The sequence below is a fragment of the Allobosea sp. P4_C6 genome, assembly GCF_056402015.1.
In genome coordinates this window covers 44,897-59,594 of sequence record NZ_JBFUIF010000025.1, presented here as the reverse complement: position 1 = coordinate 59,594, position 14,698 = coordinate 44,897, and the positions used below count along the sequence as shown (strand labels likewise).

At 67.3% G+C, this 14,698-nt stretch carries 17 protein-coding genes and 1 tRNA gene; 10 read left to right on the top strand and 8 right to left on the bottom strand.

Features of this window, described 5'->3' with window-relative positions:
* The first annotated feature begins 54 nt into the window (after positions 1-54).
* Entirely contained in the window at positions 55-534 is a 480-nt protein-coding gene (locus AC1DVA_RS18125; RefSeq protein ID WP_476806795.1) for a tripartite tricarboxylate transporter TctB family protein, read from the top strand.
* 16 nt (positions 535-550) lie between these two features.
* Positions 551-2,050 (top strand): tripartite tricarboxylate transporter permease, encoded by a 1,500-nt coding sequence (locus AC1DVA_RS18120; RefSeq protein WP_265052621.1) that lies wholly within the window; start codon positions 551-553, stop codon positions 2,048-2,050.
* Here AC1DVA_RS18120 and AC1DVA_RS18115 read toward each other — a convergent pair.
* Positions 2,031-3,074: an SDR family oxidoreductase gene (locus tag AC1DVA_RS18115; RefSeq protein WP_476806794.1), complete on the bottom strand. Its 1,044-nt coding sequence runs from the start codon at positions 3,072-3,074 to the stop codon at positions 2,031-2,033. The two genes, AC1DVA_RS18120 and AC1DVA_RS18115, sit on opposite strands and share 20 nt — an antisense overlap.
* A gap of 170 nt (positions 3,075-3,244) precedes the next feature.
* Between AC1DVA_RS18115 and AC1DVA_RS18110 the strand changes: the two genes are divergently transcribed.
* Positions 3,245-3,424 (top strand): hypothetical protein, encoded by a 180-nt coding sequence (locus AC1DVA_RS18110; RefSeq protein ID WP_476806793.1) that lies wholly within the window; start codon positions 3,245-3,247, stop codon positions 3,422-3,424.
* A 12-nt stretch (positions 3,425-3,436) separates the two neighbouring features.
* Positions 3,437-4,675: an APC family permease gene (locus AC1DVA_RS18105; protein WP_476806792.1), complete on the top strand. Its 1,239-nt coding sequence runs from the start codon at positions 3,437-3,439 to the stop codon at positions 4,673-4,675.
* Between the two features lie 81 nt (positions 4,676-4,756).
* Here the strand turns inward: AC1DVA_RS18105 and AC1DVA_RS18100 are convergent, their stop codons facing one another.
* The 3 genes from AC1DVA_RS18100 to AC1DVA_RS18090 form a co-directional block, all read right to left on the bottom strand.
* On the bottom strand, positions 4,757-5,254 hold the full coding sequence (locus AC1DVA_RS18100; protein ID WP_476806791.1) for a DUF2059 domain-containing protein: 498 nt from the start codon (positions 5,252-5,254) through the stop codon (positions 4,757-4,759).
* 117 nt (positions 5,255-5,371) lie between these two features.
* A complete protein-coding gene (gene rpiA / locus AC1DVA_RS18095) occupies positions 5,372-6,073 on the bottom strand; it encodes a ribose-5-phosphate isomerase RpiA (protein WP_476806790.1) in 702 nt (233 codons plus the stop codon).
* Between the two features lie 108 nt (positions 6,074-6,181).
* The gene (locus tag AC1DVA_RS18090) at positions 6,182-6,568 is read right to left on the bottom strand and encodes a hypothetical protein (RefSeq protein WP_265052616.1); all 387 of its coding nucleotides are present in this window, start codon (positions 6,566-6,568) and stop codon (positions 6,182-6,184) included.
* A gap of 168 nt (positions 6,569-6,736) precedes the next feature.
* Here AC1DVA_RS18090 and gph point away from each other — a divergent pair, with 168 nt between their 5' ends.
* Together gph and AC1DVA_RS18080 are read left to right on the top strand one after the other, a co-directional pair.
* The gene (gph, locus tag AC1DVA_RS18085) at positions 6,737-7,426 is read left to right on the top strand and encodes a phosphoglycolate phosphatase (protein ID WP_476806789.1); all 690 of its coding nucleotides are present in this window, start codon (positions 6,737-6,739) and stop codon (positions 7,424-7,426) included.
* Positions 7,427-7,462: 36 nt separating this feature from the next.
* Positions 7,463-7,537: transfer RNA gene (locus AC1DVA_RS18080), tRNA-Val, on the top strand.
* A 14-nt stretch (positions 7,538-7,551) separates the two neighbouring features.
* Here the strand turns inward: AC1DVA_RS18080 and AC1DVA_RS18075 are convergent.
* Positions 7,552-8,610, bottom strand: a complete 1,059-nt coding sequence (locus AC1DVA_RS18075) for a hypothetical protein (protein ID WP_476806788.1) — start codon at positions 8,608-8,610, stop codon at positions 7,552-7,554.
* Between the two features lie 137 nt (positions 8,611-8,747).
* Between AC1DVA_RS18075 and AC1DVA_RS18070 the strand changes: the two genes are divergently transcribed.
* On the top strand, positions 8,748-9,677 hold the full coding sequence (locus AC1DVA_RS18070; RefSeq protein WP_476806787.1) for a lytic transglycosylase domain-containing protein: 930 nt from the start codon (positions 8,748-8,750) through the stop codon (positions 9,675-9,677).
* A 176-nt stretch (positions 9,678-9,853) separates the two neighbouring features.
* The gene (locus AC1DVA_RS18065; protein WP_265052612.1) at positions 9,854-10,432 is read left to right on the top strand and encodes a L,D-transpeptidase; all 579 of its coding nucleotides are present in this window, start codon (positions 9,854-9,856) and stop codon (positions 10,430-10,432) included.
* Positions 10,433-10,865: 433 nt separating this feature from the next.
* On the opposite strand, the gene AC1DVA_RS18060 is transcribed toward AC1DVA_RS18065, so the two are convergent.
* Entirely contained in the window at positions 10,866-11,330 is a 465-nt protein-coding gene (locus AC1DVA_RS18060; protein ID WP_265052611.1) for an Lrp/AsnC family transcriptional regulator, read from the bottom strand.
* Positions 11,331-11,471: 141 nt separating this feature from the next.
* On the opposite strand from AC1DVA_RS18060, the gene AC1DVA_RS18055 reads away from it, so the two are divergent.
* Positions 11,472-12,626, top strand: coding sequence for a trans-sulfuration enzyme family protein (locus AC1DVA_RS18055; RefSeq protein WP_476806786.1), 1,155 nt, complete (start codon positions 11,472-11,474; stop codon positions 12,624-12,626).
* 116 nt (positions 12,627-12,742) lie between these two features.
* On the opposite strand, the gene AC1DVA_RS18050 is transcribed toward AC1DVA_RS18055, so the two are convergent.
* Both AC1DVA_RS18050 and AC1DVA_RS18045 read right to left on the bottom strand, forming a co-directional pair.
* Positions 12,743-13,333 carry a glycoside hydrolase family 19 protein gene (locus tag AC1DVA_RS18050; protein WP_265050246.1) on the bottom strand — a complete coding sequence of 197 codons (591 nt, stop codon included), beginning with the start codon at positions 13,331-13,333 and terminating at the stop codon, positions 12,743-12,745.
* A 113-nt stretch (positions 13,334-13,446) separates the two neighbouring features.
* On the bottom strand, positions 13,447-13,968 hold the full coding sequence (locus AC1DVA_RS18045; protein ID WP_265050245.1) for a cysteine dioxygenase: 522 nt from the start codon (positions 13,966-13,968) through the stop codon (positions 13,447-13,449).
* Between the two features lie 187 nt (positions 13,969-14,155).
* On the opposite strand from AC1DVA_RS18045, the gene AC1DVA_RS18040 reads away from it, so the two are divergent.
* The gene (locus tag AC1DVA_RS18040; protein WP_265050244.1) at positions 14,156-14,635 is read left to right on the top strand and encodes an Lrp/AsnC family transcriptional regulator; all 480 of its coding nucleotides are present in this window, start codon (positions 14,156-14,158) and stop codon (positions 14,633-14,635) included.
* The last annotated feature ends 63 nt before the right edge of the window (positions 14,636-14,698 follow it).

The window sequence follows — 14,698 nt, the reverse complement described above, 5'->3', positions numbered from 1 at the left end:
TTTCTCACCGCCAGAAGCGCTGCGAAGGCGCCGGCCACCACCCGCGGGAACGCCATGACGAACGAGACTCGCACGCAAGGTGCCAACAAGCCGGCCCTGATCGTGGGCGTTCTGCTCCTGATCGTCGCCGCGCTGGTCGGCTACGATGCCTCCCAGCAGACCATCACCTCGATCTATGGCGTCGGCCCGACCGCCATGCCCTATGTGGTGGCGAGCGGGCTCGTCATCCTCGGCCTGGCGCATTTCTTCGTCGCCTTCCGCGAGGGGCTGCCGGAACCGGAAGAAGCCGATCGCAACGCGCTCTTGTGGATCGCGGGCGGGCTCGCCTTCCTGATCGCCTGCATCGGGCTCGGCGGCGGCTTCAGCATCGCCATCGCGGTCGTGTTCGCCTGCACCGCACGCGGCATGGGCCGGCAGGCCCTGCTCGTCGACGCCGCGATCGGCCTCGTGCTGGGCCTCGCGATCTTTCTCGTCTTCGCCAAGCTCCTGACGCTGATCCTGCCGTCGGGCCCGCTCGAGCGTCTTTTCCTCTGAGGCGGAGCTGAACCCCATGGATACCCTGCTCTCGCTGCTCCACGGCTTCACCGTCGCCCTCGAGCCCTCCAAGCTGGTCTTCTGCCTGATCGGCGTCTTCCTCGGCACCGCCGTCGGCGTGCTGCCGGGCATCGGCCCGGCGCTGACGGTCGCGCTGTTGCTGCCGGTCACCTTCAAGCTCGATCCGGCGGGCTCCCTGATCATGTTCGCCGGCATCTACTATGGCGGCATGTATGGTGGCTCGACCACCGCGATCCTGCTCAACGCACCCGGCGAAAGCGCCTCGCTCGCCACCGCGCTCGAAGGCTCGAAGATGGCCAAGGCCGGGCGCGGCGGACCCGCCCTCGCGACCTCGGCGATCGGTTCCTTCGTCGCCGGCCTGATCGCGACGATCGGACTTGCCTTCCTGGCGCCGTGGCTGGTCGAGATCGCGGTGAAGTTCGGCCCCTGGGACTATTTCGCCCTGATGATCGTCGCCTTCGTCACGGTTTCGGCGACCTTTGGCGACTCGCCCTTGCGCGGCCTCACCAGCCTGTTCCTCGGCATCACGCTTGGGCTCGTCGGCATCGACAAGCTGACCGGCCAGGCGCGGCTGACCTTCGGCGTGCCGGAACTGCTCAACGGCGTCGAGGTCACGACGCTTGCCGTCGGCCTCTTCGCCGTGGGCGAGGCCTTCTATGTCGCCTCCAAGCGCTTCCGCGATCCCGAGGAGATCATCCCGATCAAGGGCTCGCTGTGGATGACCAAGGAGGACTGGAAACGCTCCTGGGCGCCCTGGCTGCGCGGCACCGCCTTCGGCTTCCCGATCGGCGCGCTGCCGGCGGGCGGCGCCGAGGTGCCGACCTTCCTCAGCTATTCGACCGAGAAGAAGCTCTGCAAGTACCCCGACGAATTCGGCAAGGGCGCGATCGAGGGCGTTGCCGGGCCAGAGGCCGCCAACAACGCGTCGGCCGCCGGCACGCTGGTGCCGCTGCTGACGCTCGGCCTGCCGACCTCGGCGACGGCGGCGATCATGCTCGCCGGCTTCCAGCAATACGGGCTGAACCCCGGGCCGCTGCTCTTCGCCGAGAAGCCGGACCTGGTCTGGGGCCTGATCGCCTCGCTGTTCATCGCCAACGTCATGCTGGTGATCCTGAACCTGCCATTGATCGGTCTCTGGGTCCGTCTGCTGGCGATCCCGCAGCCCTGGCTCTATGCCGGCATCCTCGTCTTCGCGACGATGGGCACGCTCGCAGTCAACGGCTCGCCGGTCGAGCTCGCCATGCTCTTCGCCTTCGGCTTCCTCGGCTATCTGATGCGCCGCTACGACTATCCGGTCGCCCCGATGGTGGTCGGGCTCATCCTCGGGCCGATGGCGGAGCAGCAACTGCGCCGCGCCCTGCAGATCAGCCTCGGCGACCCGATGATCCTGCTGGAAAACCCGATCTCGGCGACGCTGCTCGGCATCGCCTTGCTTGCCCTGGTCGCGCCTTTCGCGATGCAGGGGCTGAACCGGTTCAAGGCCGCGGAGGACTGACGAGGCCGAGCCGGAACAGGCTTTCGCCGGTCGCGACGAGAGCCTCCGCAGCCGGGCGTGGCTGCCAGCCCAGCATGGCCTGAGCCTTGGCGCTGGTCGCGGTCTTGACGCGGCCGAGCTCGGGGGTAGCAGCCTGACGCGCGGTCGCGCTGAAGCGTGCGGCGAAGCGTACCAGCCAGTCCGGCAGCACGCGCGTGGAAACACCGGCAGCACGCTCGCCGAAGCCGTCCTTCAGCGCCTGGGCAATGGCCTGCATGGTCATGAAATCGCCGGCAGTGGCGAGGAAGCGCTCACCGGCCGCGGCCGGATCGGTCATCGCGCGCAGATGCAGGCCGGCAACGTCGCGCACGTCGACGACACCGAACATCAGGCGAGGGACGGCCCAGAGCTTCCCTTCCAGCATGGTCTTGACCAGCAGGATCGAGGCCGAGAGATCCGGTCCCAGCAACGGGCCGAAGATGCCGACAGGATTGACCACGGCAAGCTCGAGCCCCTGCCCTTCCCCATCGACGAAATCCCAGGCAGCGCGCTCCGCCAGCGCCTTCGATTTCGGATAGGCCGCCAGCCCGGACGCCAACGGATCGGTCCAGTCGCGCTCGTCATAAGGGCGCTTCAGCGCGCGTCCGTAGCCGATGGCCGCGAAGGACGAGGTCAGAACCACACGCTTCACACCGGACAGATGCGCGGCGCGCAAGACGCGCAAGGTGCCTTCGCGCGCCGGGCGGATCAGCTCGTCCTCATCCTTGGGAACGGCGGCAGCCAGCGGCGAGGCGACGTGCAGCACATGGGAGCAACCCGAAGCCGCCTCGCCCCAGCCCTCGTCCAGCATCAGATCGGCAATCGCGATCTGCAGCCGCTCGCCCGCATCGATGCCGGCCAGCCTCAAGGCGTCCCTCAACCCGCTCTCCCGTGCCGGCGAGCGCAGCGTGGCGCGGACGTCATAACCGGCCTGGAGCAGCGCCAGGATGCAGTGACCGGCGAGGAAGCCGGAGCCTCCGGTCACGAGGACGAGATCGCGGGTCATGGTCCGGGCTCCGGCGCAGCAGCAGCGAGAGCACGCAGATAGGCCGGGCTTCCGACAAACGCCAGCGGCCAACCCCTCCGTCTCTCCACCTGCGCGTGAACAAATACGGCGGAACTGTGTTGTCTCAAGGCCGGCATCGCGCTCGATGCCGCGGCAGAGGGAGATTATCGATGAGCGACATCTCGCTTGGCGCGCAGGCCGAGAAGGGCCAGCCCGCCACCGCGGAGCCCAGCCTGCACCGCGTCATGGGGCCTTGGCTCCTGCTTCTCTTCATCGTCGGCGACATCCTCGGCACGGGCATCTATGCCCTGACCGGGCAGGTGGCGAACCAGGTCGGCGGCGTCGTCTGACTGCCGTTCCTCGTGGCCTTCGCCGTGGCGATGGTGACGGCCTTCAGCTATCTCGAACTCGTCACGAAATATCCCAAGGCCGCCGGCGCCGCGCTCTACACGCACAAGGCCTTCGGCATCCATTTCGTCACCTTCATCGTCGCCTTCGCGGTGATGTGCTCGGGCATCACCTCCGCCTCGACGGCCTCGCGCGCTTTCGCCGCGAACATGTCGAACGCCCTGGGCCTCGGGCTTTCCGGCGGCATCGGCATCACGCTGATCGGGCTTGGCTTCATGGCGATCGTCGCCGTGGTCAACCTACGCGGCGTCGGCGAGAGCGTGAAGGCCAATGTGGTGCTGACCTGCGTCGAGCTGACCGGCCTGCTGATCATCATCACCATCGGCCTGATGGCGATCGCCGCCGGCCAGGGCGACGTCTCGCGCGTGATGCAGTTCAAGACCACCGCAGATGGCGGCATGTTCTGGCCGGTCATCGCGGCCACGACGCTCGCCTTCTTCGCCATGGTCGGCTTCGAGGACTCGGTCAACATGGCCGAGGAGACCAAGGATCCGAGCCGCATCTTCCCCCGCATCCTRCTCGCCGGACTCGCGATCACCGGCGTGATCTATGTGCTGGTCTCGATTTCGGCGATCACGCTGGTCCCGCCGGAGCAACTCGGCGAGGGCGAGACGCCGCTGCTCAAGGTCGTGCAGGCCGGCGCACCGAACTTCCCGCTCTGGATCTTCGGCTTCATCACCATGTTCGAGGTCGCCAACAGCGCGCTGATCAACATGCTGATGGCGAGCCGGCTGGTCTACGGCATGAGCCGCGAGCACGTGCTGCCGCCCATCCTGGGCAAGGTCCATGAGACCCGGCGGACACCCTATGTCGCGATCGGCTTCACCAGCCTGCTGGCCTTCGCGCTGATCACCTTCGTCGGCGAAGTGCCGGCGCTGGGCGGCACGACGGCGCTGCTGCTGCTCTGCGTCTTCACCGTGGTCAACGTCGCCGTGCTCGTCCTGCGCAAGGACACGGTTGACCATGACCATTTCCGGACGCCGACCTTCCTGCCGATCGTCGGCGCGATCTCCTGCGCCTTCCTGGCCGGGCCGTGGACCGGGCGGGACTCGGTGCAATACACGATCGCCGGCGTGCTGCTCGGCATCGGCGTGCTGCTGTGGGTCGTGACCGTCATGGTCAACCGCAGGACCGGCACGCATCCCGGCGACCCGCTGATGGAAGACATCGGCGGCACCGGCCCGGTCAACTGAGTAGCGGAAACGAAAACGCCTCCCCTTCCGATGGAAGGGGAGGCGTTCATGAGATGATCCGGTCTTGGATCGCAGGCAGCGTCAGAGCGTATGGCCGCGCTTGCGCATCTCCTGCGAGAACCGGTCGAAGAGATAGTTGCTGGTCTGCACGCTCCAGGGCTGAAGCAGCGGAATGATATCCTTCATCGCCTCGGTCCGCAGGCTGGTGTAGCGCTGCCCGACCGGCGACTTGAAGAAAGCCGTGATCTCCTTGAGATCGGCTTCCGTCATCTTGCTGGCAAATACGGCGGCAGAGGTCCTGAGCATCTCGTCGGTGCGCTTGTCCGCCTCCGGCTTCAGCTCGTTGATGACGGCTTCCATGTCCTTCGTGGCTTCGGGCCGGGTCGAGACGAGTTGCTTCGCGCTGTCCTGGAACTCCAGATAGATGTTGTTCACGTTCTGCGTGACGCCGGTCAGATCCATGACCTCGCGGGCGAGCTGGAGGTGGCTCGGCGTCAATGTCGGCGCCTGGGCAGAAGCCGGCGCGGCACCGAGAAGCACGAGGCCGATTGCCAGGCTGGCGAGAGTGTGGCGGATCATGCGGTCAAAACCCCTTCATCTTGGACGAGCCGGGCGATGAGCCCGGCAGCGCCACCGGCCCGTGCCGAGCCGACCGTTGTTCGCGCGTTCCTTAGCGTGGATCGCGCAGGAATGGAATCAGTCGATCTGGCCGAGGATCTTCAACCCGTCCGCCCCGGCCAGGATCGCGCCGGCGGCAAGCCCGATGAACAGACCGTGCTCCATCACGCCCGGCACCGCGTTGAGAGCCTGAGCCAATAATTCCGGCCGCTCTATGGCGCCGAGATGGGCGTCGAGGATGAAATGCCCGCCATCGGTGACGAGCGTCGTGCCGTCCGCCCGCTGGCGCAGCGAAAGCGCGCCGGCAGCTCCGGACGCGGCAATAGCCTCCGCCACCGCGCGGCGCGTCGCCTCCAGGCCGAAGGGCACGACCTCGATCGGCAGCGGGTAGCGGCCGAGCGTCTGCACCAGCTTGCCGTCATCGGCGATCACGATCATCCGTGCGGAGGCCGCGGCGACGATCTTCTCGCGCAGCAGCGCGGCACCACCGCCCTTGATCAGGCGAAGCTGCGGATCGAGCTCGTCGGCACCGTCGACCGTCAGATCGAGCGCGGGCGTCTCGTCGAGCGTCGACATCGGAATGCCGAGCGATACGGCCTGCGCCTGCGTAACCTCGGAGGTGGCGACGCAGAGGATATCGAGACCGGAGGCGACCTTCACACCGAGCAGGTCGACGAAGTGCTTCGCCGTCGAGCCCGTACCGAGGCCCAGCCGCATGCCGGGCCGCACGAGTTCGAGGGCGCGGGCGGCAGCCTGCTTCTTCAGATCATCGGCGTTCATGGCACTGCCTGGGTCGAATTGCGGAAACCGGCCGCCATCCGCAGCGGATAGCGCCGCTCTCCTGCCGCGCCGGATGCCCCATGTCCAGCATCCCAACGGCGCAAAACCTCATTTCGTCTGCGGCGTGCACACCGTCTTGTCGTCGAAGACGTAGCAGATGCTCATCTCACCGGTGCGGATATTGACGCGAAAGATGCCGCCTTCGCGCTCGTGCCGGGACGGCATCAGCCCATAGTCGCTCGGCGCCTGCGGGCCGGCGCCCTCTCCCGCCGGGAAGCAGACGGTGACGCCGACGCCACCCTCCTTGAGCTGGAACTGGCAGGCGCCGACCTCGCCGGTCGCCTTGTCGATGCGGTAGACGCGGTTGAGGTCGTTCTGCGGCGCCGGGGCGAACTCGAACGGTCCTGCCAGGGCAGAGCCCGCGCACAGCAGAGAGAGCCCGGCTCCGAGCGCGAGGCGCGCCACGCCGGCCCGTGTTGCGATGATCTTCGACATGACACTTTCCCCTGCCGCCGAGGGTGCGACGAATCGCGCGAACGATACCATCATGCGCGGCGAATTTGGGGAGGTGGTCGAGAAGTGCTTGCCAGCAGGCCCGCGAACTCCTTTAAGCCAGCCATCTGATAAGCGAGCCATCCGCCGCCCTGCCCTGAAGGTCATGTCATGAGCCTGCCCCCGATCGTCGTGTTCGATCTCGACGGAACGCTCGCAGAGACCGCGCCCGACATCATGCGGGTGCTGAACGTCATCCTGGTGCGCGAGGGTCTGACGGCACTGCCGCTGGAGCGCGCGCGCGAGCTCGTCGGCGCCGGCGCACGCGCGCTGATCGAACGCGGCTTCAAGGTGTCGGGGCGCCCGCTCACGGCCGAGACGCTGGAACGGCTGTTCGAGGATTTCCTGCTGATCTACGCCGAGGATGTCGCTTCGCAGAGCCATCTCTTCGACGGCGTGCTCGGCGCCCTCGATGCGCTTGCCGGTGAAGGCTATGCGCTTGCGGTCTGCACCAACAAGCCGATCCTGCACACCCGCCTGATCCTAGACCATTTCGGCATCAGCGAGCGCTTCGCCTCCGTCGCCGGGCGCGACAGCTTCCCCTTCTTCAAGCCGGATCCGCGCCACCTCACCCTGACCATCGAGGCGGCAAAGGCCGATCCGGCGCGCGCCGTGATGATCGGCGATTCGCGCACGGACATCGCCACGGCACGCGCGGCCGGCATTCCTTCGATCTGCGTGCCCTTCGGCTATACCGACGTGCCGATCGAGACGCTGGAGCCGGATTTCATCATCCAGCATTTCGGCGAGCTGCCCCAAGCTGTGGATCGCGCGCTCAATCTGGTGCCCGCACGTCCTTGACGGCATGAGACGCGCCGACTAGGAGAGGGCCGGTCCGGGCGATTAGCTCAGCGGTAGAGCACTCCCTTCACACGGGAGGGGTCACAGGTTCGATCCCTGTATCGCCCACCATTTTCCCGACATCGTCAGCGCAAGACGCGCGCCGCGCCATCCGCGAGCGGCGGATTTCCCTTCGCGATCGCGACCAGTTCGTCGCCGAACCGTGCGGCGATCGGCAGACGGAAATGCAGCGGGTCCCAGTAGTTCGCATCCTGCGTCGTGATCGGCGAGGCGTGGGCGTAGTCGACGAGGGTCGCGCCATGGCGGTGGGCCAAAGCGGCGATCCCGGCCTTGCAGGCGGCGTAGCGCTGCCCGCCCGCTGAGCCCTCGCGCGGATAGGCCGTCAGATGGGCCGGCGGCAGGACGAGCATCACCTGCGTTTCCTTCGGGAAGGCGGCGATCGCCTCCTCCAGCCAGGCCAGCGCCGGGAAGCGCCAGCCGGCACGCTCCGTCTCGGGGACCGCCTCCGGGGTCGCGAGCGGTTCCAGGTCGACCGGCTTGCCGCCGCTGCCGGCATAGATGTGGCTCCGCGCCCGGGCGAGATCATAGCTCGCCTCCGGCGGCGTGAAGACCTCGTAGCCGTCGCCCCGGATGCGCTCCCGCGACCAGCCGAGACGATAGGCCATCAGCCGGCCGGCGATCTCGATATTGGTCAGGTTGAGGAGCTTGGGCCAATCGGTCCAGCGCACGTCGCGCGACAGCCAGGCCGGCACGGGCCGCGGCGTCAGGCGCTTTGCCGGATCGGTGGCGTCGGGTTCGCACCAGGTCGTATCGAAGCCCCAGATGATTCGCTTGGGCGCCCGGACCTGATCCCGGAACAGCCCGGCCATCTGTAGCTGCTCCCAGGGCGTCGCCGCATTCATCGCGAGATTGACGAAACGGGCGTCGAGCCCGCGCGACAGCGTCTGCGGATCGAGCAGCCGCATCGTCGAGGTGCCGAGCACCGCCGCGTCGAAGCGGCCGGAGCGCACGAGCTGCGGGTACATGAAGCGCTGGTTGATATCCATGATCGGCCGCGCCGCCTGCCCTGCGACAACCCGTAAGCCGAAGGGATCGAGCACGGCGATGAACGCGAACAGCAGGCCGGCGCAGCCTGCGGCCGCTACCAGGAACCATCGCGACCAGATGACCCAGGCCTTCGCCATTGCGGCCGTGCACTCCCAATTCCCGCAGCACCGACCGACGCGCCGGCGCGGCGCCCTCTTCGCACAGGCGGCGCCCCGGCCACAACCGAAAGGCGCCCCCGCTGGCAGCCGGCCCGCGAACATGCGAGAGAAGCCGCATGATCTCCGGCGCCCTCCGCCGCCTGGCCAATCCTGCGAAACGGCTCGCCGCGATGCTGCTCGCGCTCAGTCTGCTGCCCGGCTCGGGCCAGGCTGCCGAGGAGCCCTTGCCGCCATCCTCCGGCATCCAGGATGCGCTCTGCCGGCTGATCGATGACGCCGCGCGGACGCATTCGGTACCTCCGGCCTTCCTGACCCGCCTGATCTTCCAGGAATCGAGTTTCCGCCCGCATGTCACCAGCCCGGCAGGTGCGCAGGGCGTGGCGCAGTTCATGCCCGGCACGGCGCGCGAGCGCGGCCTTGTCGATCCGTTCGACCCCGAGCAGGCCGTGCCCAAGGCGGCGCATTTCCTGGCCGATCTGCGGGATCGCTTCGGCAATTGGGGGCTCGCGGCCGCCGCGTATAATGGGGGTCCGAACCGCCTCGCCGGCTGGCTCGCCGCCCGCGCCGCCGGGCAATCCCGCTTTCTCCCGATGGAGACGGAGAACTATGTCCTGCTGATCACCGGCGCCTCGGTCGAGGATTGGGCGGAGGAGGCACGCAATGTCGCCAATGGCGACGGCCGCTCTCCGCCGCCTCGACCGGCGACGCGTGATCCACAGACCGCATGCGCGCCGACGCTGATCGCGATCCGGCAATCGCGTCCGGCCTTGCCCATGATCGCGGAGGCGCCCTTCGCGCCCTGGGGCGTGCAACTCGCCGGCAACTTCTCGAAGGCACGCGCGCTCGCCAGCTTCCAACGCGCCGGCGCGCGCCACCGGGCGATCATCGGCGAGCTCCAGCCGATGGTGATCGGCACGCGGCTGCGCAGCCGGGGCACGCGCGCCTTCTACCGGGTGCGGCTGCCGGCCGCGACACGCGCCGAGGCCAGCACGCTCTGCCGGCGCATCCAGGCCGATCGCGGCGCCTGCGTGGTTCTGCGGAGCTGAGATGCCGGCCGCATGTTGCTTGCGCGCAACGCAGAACGGCAAAGCTCGAAAGCTCTCAGCGTTGTGATTGGAGTCCGATTGCCGGGGGCCGGCGAAGCTGACAGGACATTGAGGAGACGTTGACTTTTCCATGTCAACTTCATGTCCAACGCCGTCCCGACCGTCCGAGGTTCTCGATGATCCGCTCCATCCGTCTGGCCATGCTCGCCGGCCTTGGCCTGCTCGCCCTCGGCTCCGCCGCCCGGGCCGAAATCGATCCGTTGACCCGCCAGCCGCTGGTCCAGTACGTCGACCCCGCCAAGGCGCAGGCCACCGCGATTCCGCGCGAGATCGTCAGCTATCAGACGAACCAGCGGCCGGGCACGATCGTGATCAATTCCGCCGAGCGCCGCCTCTATTTCGTGATGCCAGACGGCAAGGCCGTGCGCTACGGCGTCGGCGTCGGCCGCCCTGGCTTCGACTGGGCCGGCAGCCAGACCATCACCCGCAAGGCCGAGTGGCCAAGCTGGACCCCGCCGTCGCAGATGCTGAAGCGCCGCCCCGACCTGCCGCGCCACATGACCGGCGGCCCGGACAACCCGCTCGGCGCCCGCGCCATGTATCTCGGCTCGACCCTCTACCGCATCCACGGCTCGAATGAGCCGGAGACGATCGGCCAGGCCGTCTCCTCCGGCTGCATCCGCATGCTGAACGAGGACGTGATCGACCTCTACGAGCGCGCCAAGGTCGGCACCCGCGTCGTCGTCGCCCGCTGAGCGGACGCAGAATTGAATTAAGAAGGGCCGGTGGAAACGCCGGCCCTTTTTCGTGGCCGGTATCCCCACTGCGCTCACGATGGGAATCTCCCCGACGCCACCCTCCGCGTCATGCTCGGGCTTGACCCGAGCATCTCTGGTCGAAGGAGGCTCCCGCGCCCTGCCCTGCTTGAGATCCTCGGATCTCCCTGCGGTCGCCCGAGGATGACGCAGAGGCCTTTTATCGGCCTGGGGCTTGCTGGGTTTTGACGGAACCGCGGGGTCATTCCGGGGCTTCGCGTCAGCGAAGAGCCCGGAACCCATGAACACGAGGTCAGACGAGAAGATTTGTCAGATCGGCGGCCTTTTGACGGGCTGTCGTGTTCATGGGTTCCGGGCTCGGGGATACGGCCCGCCCCGGAATGACGGCGTGGTTGTATCGAAGGGTGTCGTTCTATCGCTTCGATGCCGGGCCGACGACTTCGCGCATGGCGACGTAGGTGTGGTATTCGGAGACGTTGGGGTCGTCGTGGAAGACCTCGCGGGCAAAGGCCGCATAGGCTGCCATGCTCTCGACCTGCAGGTGCACGACGAAATCCGCGCCTCCCGTCACATAGGAGGCCTGCCGGACTTCCGGGCGCGCCTGCAGCTTGCGGGAAAACTCGCCATAGGTTCGCGATCCCCGCTCGATCGAGACGAGCACATGCACCGTGACGGGCACGCCGAGGGTTTCCGGGCTGACGATCGAGACATCGGCCATGATGACCTGTTCGGCACGCAGACGGCGCAAGCGCCGAAGCACCGCACTCTGTGACAGGCCGACCCGCTCCGCCAGAACGCGCGCCGGAGTCTGATTGTCGATCTGCATCTCCCTGAGAAGAGCATGATCGAACCGATCGAGTTCGACTGTTTTTGCCATGGAGCCCATTCAGAACGGCGAAATTCGTCACCATCTAACTAAATCCCGCGAAAATGACCATGCGTTTCCGAACAGGATGACGGGCAGCCAATCAGCGAGGACCGGATCGGCCGGCCCCGGAGAGGGCGTCGGAAATGCGTCATGGGACTGAAGACTTGGACGAAGCGCTCCCTTGCCGCGCAGGCTCTGGGCAAGGTCGATCCTGTGACGAAGGGGGTGGTGCCGCCGATCCATGTCGCGACGACCTATCTGCGCGACCCGGACAATGGCTATTCCTCCGGCTTCATCTATGGCCGGCCGGACAACGAGACGGTGCATGAGGCGCAGGCCGTGCTCGCCATACTGGAGGAGGCCAGGGCCGGGGCGCTGCTGTTCGGCTCGGGCATGGCGGCGGCGACGGCGGTCTTCCAGGCGCTCTCGCCGGGCGACCATGTCGTCGCCTCCAAGGTGATGTACTGGGCGCTGCGGGCCTGGCTTCTGACCGAGGCGACGCGCTGGGGCCTGAGCGTCGATTTCGTCGAGACCGACGATCTCGCCGCGCTGAAGGCCGCGGTGAAGCCGGGCGTGACCAAGCTCATCTGGGTCGAGACGCCGTCGAACCCGCTCTGGACCATCACCGACATCGCKGSSGCGGCCGAGATCGCGCACCAGGCCGGCGCCAGGCTCGCGGTCGATTCGACCTGCGCCTCGCCGGTCCACACCCGCCCGCTGACGCTCGGCGCCGACATCGTGATGCATGCGGCGACGAAGGTGCTGAACGGCCATTCCGACGTCGTCGCCGGRGCGCTCTGCGCYCGCGAGGACGACGAGTTCTGGARCCGGATCAAGACGGTGCGCAAGGGCCAGGGYGGCATCCTCGGCCCGTTCGAGGCCTATCTGCTGATGCGCGGGATGCGCACGCTGCATCTGCGGCAGGAGCGGCAGGCGGCCTCGGCGMTGGAGCTGGCGCAGCGGCTCTCCGCGCATCCGATGGTGGCGCGCGTGCTCTATCCCGGCCTGCCGCAGCATCCCGGCCACGACATCGCGGCGCGGCAGATGGAGAACGGCTTCGGCTACATGCTCTCGGTGCAGGTCACCGGCGGCGAGGCGGCGGCCATCGCCACGGCGGCGCAGGTCGCGCTGTACAAGCGCGCGACCTCGCTYGGCGGCGTCGAGAGCCTGATCGAGCAYCGCGCCTCGATCGAGGGCGCGGGCTCGCCCTGCCCGACCGACCTCTTGCGCCTCTCGACCGGCATCGAGGATGTCGSCGATCTCTACGACGATCTCGACCAGGCGCTGAMGGCAGCGCACCGCTGAACGCGCGGCTGCCAGCCGTCATGGTCGGGCTTGATCCGACCATCTCGCCATCCAGTGGTTCCGGGTCATGAGGTTATCGGGCCGGCGTTGCGCGCCGCCCGAAAATGAGGACACCGTCACACCCAGATACGCTTTGCCGTCGCGAGGTAGCGTGCGCGTTCCGCCAGCCCGTTGCGACCGCCATTGATGAGCTTCGTCACGCGCTCGACATCGTCCGCGTCGGCGGCTGCCGCCATGCCGCGTTCGCGCCAATAGGCGAAGGCGACGGCCAGTGCGACCGCAGGTTCCCTGGCGCGTTCGGGCTCGGCTTCGAGGTCGATGCCGAGGATTTGGCCGAAGCGGCGATAATTCGCCCGGCCCGTGAGCTGGAAAATGCCGCGGCCGTGATAGCGGGCGCCATCGCCAGTTTGGATGTTGCCGAGATCGCGCCGGCCCTCGTAGCGGGCGAAATAGGACGGGCCGCCATATTCCTGGAAGGTGCGGAAGCCGTCCGTCTCGTGAGCGGCCTGCGCCAGGAAATGGCAGATGCGCAGCACTGTCGTGACGTCGTATTCGCGAGCCAGCGCGTCGAAGCGCGCGGCGATGCCGGCGACGATCGCGATGTTCGCAGACGGCGCGAGCCGCAGCAGGCGTTCTCTGGTAACGGCCAGAGCGGGGTCGGGCGAAGCGCCGACACCGATCAAGGCTCCGATGGCGCGCATCGACATGGATGACCCTCCCGAAAGGAAGGCATCATCGCTGTCGCCGAGAGGGCGGGGATAAGGATGTGGCGCTATCCCCGGCGATACGGGAAGCCCTCGCTCGGGCGGGGCATGCCGGGTCAGCCGCCGATGGCGGTGTATTCGGTCTCGACCGAGGATGCGTGCTCCTCGTGATCATAGCCGTAGATGTGGATCGAAATCGCTTCACCCGGCCCGAAATTGCGCATGCGATGGATGTTCGGCCCGGTGGGCAGCATGCAGGCGACATAGCCGGCCCCGCGCGCCTGTTCCTCGGTCGGCACGGCCCGCGTCGCCTCGATCGCCCGGTACCAGGTCTCGGTGACGGCGCCGGAGACGACGCCGAAGCAGCACGAGCAGTGGTGGTCATGGATCGAGGTGGCCGAGCCTTCGCCCCAGACGATCGCCCAGACGCTGACGGCGTCGTTGCCAGCGAGCAGGTTGCGCGTGTAGCCGCCGGGCTTGCGGTCGAGCGGCAGGCGCCGGACCAGATCCGGCATGGCGACGAGCTCGTGCAGAACCTCCCGCGCGGCGGCGAGATAATCGCGCGACAGCGTGCCCTCGTCGGTCCGCAGGCTGCTCAGCACGGCTCCGCGCCGCTCCTCGCTCAGAAAGCCCTGCATTCCCGTCCACTCCCGTCGAAAGACCCGATGAGCGAATGATACCGGCTGCCTGGGAAAGCGGTTTGCGAGCTCTTTGGAATTTTCTTCTATAATTGAAACCAGATACTCATTCTGCGCATGAACTTGGAAAATTATTGCTCACCGTTCGCCCTGACCGGTATATGAATCTGCAATTCACCGAGGTGCCATGGCCAAACTCGATGCCTTCGATCTGCGTATCCTCGCGCGCCTGCAGGAGGATGCAAGCCTGCCGTTGGCGGAGCTCGCCGAGGCTGTCGGGCTCTCGGCGACGCCGTGCTGGCGAAGGGTCCAGAAGCTCGAGGCGGCCGGCTATATCCGCAAGCGCGTCGCGTTGCTCGATCGGGAGAAACTGAAGGCTGGCGTCACAGTCTTCATCGCGGTCAAGACGGCGCGCCATTCGATGGAGTGGCTGGAGCGCTTCCATCAAGCCGTCCATGACCTGCCGGAGATCGTCGATTTCTACCGGATGAGCGGCGAGATCGACTATCTGCTCAAGGCCTGCGTCGCCGACATCGCGGCCTATGACGTGCTCTACAAGAAGCTGATCTCCCGCATCGACCTCAGCGACGTGACCTCGATGTTCGCCATGGAGGAGCTGAAGTCGACGAGCGCGATTCCGCTCGGCTTCGCGATGTCGGGAAACTGAGAGCCGGGCTGGCCGGCCGGTGTTGGGCCGGGCCGTCACAGGACTGAGACAGCCCGGCGCTAA